At 46.0% G+C, this 2,025-nt stretch carries 3 protein-coding genes; all 3 read right to left on the bottom strand.

Annotated elements, in window-relative coordinates; translation table 11 throughout:
- On the bottom strand, positions 1 to 294 hold a 294-nt coding region (locus BHE89_RS15595), incomplete at its 3' end, for a F0F1 ATP synthase subunit gamma (RefSeq protein ID WP_171742516.1).
- 58 nt (positions 295 to 352) lie between these two features.
- Positions 353 to 1,894, bottom strand: coding sequence for a F0F1 ATP synthase subunit alpha (gene atpA, locus BHE89_RS15600; RefSeq protein WP_006534343.1), 1,542 nt, complete (start codon positions 1,892 to 1,894; stop codon positions 353 to 355).
- 14 nt (positions 1,895 to 1,908) lie between these two features.
- Positions 1,909 to 2,025, bottom strand: a 117-nt coding sequence (locus BHE89_RS15605; protein ID WP_171742517.1) for a F0F1 ATP synthase subunit delta, incomplete at its 5' end; no start/stop codon positions are given.

The following is a 2,025-nucleotide window of genomic DNA, read 5'->3' on the forward strand; positions in this document are numbered from 1 at the left end:
TTTTTTGAACAAATTAATGTTCAAACCACCACACAAACCACGGTCGGTCGAAACAACCAGGTACCCGACACGTTTAACTTCACGCTCTTCGAGGTATGGATGTTTATATTCCAGATTCCCTAACGCAAGGTGACCAATCACACTGCGCATGGTTTCTGCATAAGGACGGCTGGCTGCCATGCGTTCCTGCGTTTTACGCATTTTCGACGCGGCGACCATCTCCATCGCTTTAGTGATCTTCTGTGTGTTTTGCACACTGGCGATCTTCGAACGTATCTCTTTTGCGCCGGCCATTTCTGCTTCTCCTCATGAACCAGACGGCCTAATGTTTAATTATTAGGCCGAATAGTTATTACCAGGACTGAGTCGCTTTGAAGTTTTCTAGCACGCCTTTCAGCTTCGCTTCGATTTCTTCGTTATAAGTACCAGTCTGGTTGATTTCTTTCAATAAATCAGCATGTTCACGAGAGGCATAAGCTAATAAAGCCGCTTCAAATGGCACAACTTTTGAAATTTCAACATCTTCCAGATAACCACGTTCTGCTGCAAACAGTGATAAAGACTGTTGTGCGACAGACATTGGTTCGTACTGTTTCTGTTTCAGCAATTCAGTCACTTTCTGACCATGGTTCAATTGTTTACGGGTAGCATCATCCAGATCTGAAGCGAACTGAGAGAATGCTGCCAGCTCACGATACTGCGCAAGTGCAGTACGGATACCACCAGAAAGTTTCTTCATGATCTTAGTCTGAGCTGCACCACCAACACGAGATACAGAGATCCCCGGGTTAACAGCTGGACGAATACCTGCGTTAAACAGGTTAGATTCTAAGAAGATCTGACCATCGGTAATAGAGATTACGTTCGTAGGAACGAATGCAGAAACGTCCCCTGCTTGCGTTTCGATAATCGGTAACGCAGTCAGAGAGCCGGTTTTACCTTTAACTTCACCATTAGTGAAAGCTTCTACATACTCAGCATTAACACGAGCAGCACGCTCCAGTAAACGGGAGTGCAGGTAGAAAACGTCACCAGGGTATGCTTCACGTCCAGGTGGACGACGAAGTAATAGTGAAATTTGACGATATGCGACAGCCTGTTTAGACAGGTCATCATAAATAATCAGGGCATCTTCACCACGGTCACGGAAATATTCACCCATTGCGCAACCAGAATAAGGTGCTAAGTATTGCAGCGCTGCTGATTCTGATGCAGAAGCAACAACAACAATGGTGTTTTCTAATGCGCCATGTTCTTCTAATTTACGAACAACGTTCGAAATAGTAGACGCTTTCTGACCGATAGCGACATAGATACATTTAATGCCAGAGTCGCGTTGGTTGATGATCGCATCGACAGCCAGAGCAGTTTTACCTGTTTGACGGTCACCGATGATCAATTCACGCTGACCACGACCAATTGGGATCATGGCATCGACGGATTTGTAACCTGTTTGTACAGGCTGATCAACGGATTGACGGTCGATAACACCAGGAGCAATCATCTCAACAGGTGAGAATCCATCATGCTCTACTGCACCTTTACCATCAATCGGCTCACCCAGTGTGTTTACCACACGGCCAAGCAGACCACGCCCAACAGGTACTTCCAGAATACGACCTGTACATTTAACTTTCATGCCTTCTGCTAAGTCAGCATAAGGACCCATCACAACCGCACCAACAGAGTCGCGCTCTAAGTTCAGTGCGATAGCGAAACGGTTACCCGGCAGTGCGATCATCTCACCCTGCATAACTTCGGCTAAACCGTGGATACGAATGATACCGTCACTAACGGATACAATCGTACCTTCATTGTGAGCTTCACTCACTACATTGAACTGAGCAATGCGCTGCTTGATCAGTTCGCTGATTTCAGTGGAATTCAGTTGCATATGCTCCAGTCCCCTTAAGACTGCAAGACGTCTGTTAATCGCTCTAAACGGCCACGAATACTGCCATCGATGACGAGGTCACCAGCGCGTATAATCATGCCTGCGATAACAGACTTATCAATTTTGCAATT

The organism is Shigella sp. FC1967, from assembly GCF_001743005.1.
Lineage (GTDB): Bacteria > Pseudomonadota > Gammaproteobacteria > Enterobacterales > Enterobacteriaceae > Proteus.